This is a genomic window from Neisseria sp. P0020.S003 (assembly GCF_051957095.1).
Classification (GTDB): domain Bacteria; phylum Pseudomonadota; class Gammaproteobacteria; order Burkholderiales; family Neisseriaceae; genus Neisseria; species Neisseria subflava.
Window position 1 is genome coordinate 1 of sequence record NZ_JBQCWU010000094.1, and the last position, 386, is coordinate 386.

Genomic DNA, 386 nt, shown 5'->3' on the forward strand with positions numbered 1-386 from the left:
TGCCGCTTTGTTAATTTCTATAACACTGTGAAGCCACACCGCAGTTTGAACGGCGATACGCCGTTTGAGGTCTTGCAGGCTTATTTTTCTCAACCTGTGGTGTAAACAACGCAACGTTTTCCTACATCTAGATGTTGCCGGTTTTCCTCACTGTCGTAGCCTTTATCGGCATAGACGGTCGTATCTTCGGTCAGACCTTCCAACAAAGGCGACAGGTGGTTGCACTCATGGGTATTGGCGGGGGTAATGTGCAGTTTCCCGATATAGCCTTCCGCATCGGTACGGGTATGTTGTTTGTACCCGAGTTTGTATAAGCCGTTTTTCTTTGTCCAACGGGCATCTTTATCTTTACTCGGTGTGGTTTGGCCGCTGACTTGTCCTTCGTC

General features: G+C 48.4%; 2 pseudogenes. One reads left to right on the forward strand and one right to left on the reverse strand.

The features are described 5' to 3' along the window. Positions 1 to 105 (forward strand): annotated as a pseudogene (locus ACTHTQ_RS11490) (IS481 family transposase); the annotation flags it as partial. A 20-nt stretch (positions 106 to 125) separates the two neighbouring features. On the opposite strand, the pseudogene ACTHTQ_RS11495 reads toward ACTHTQ_RS11490, so the two are convergent. Beyond that, positions 126 to 386 (reverse strand): annotated as a pseudogene (locus ACTHTQ_RS11495) (transposase); the annotation flags it as partial.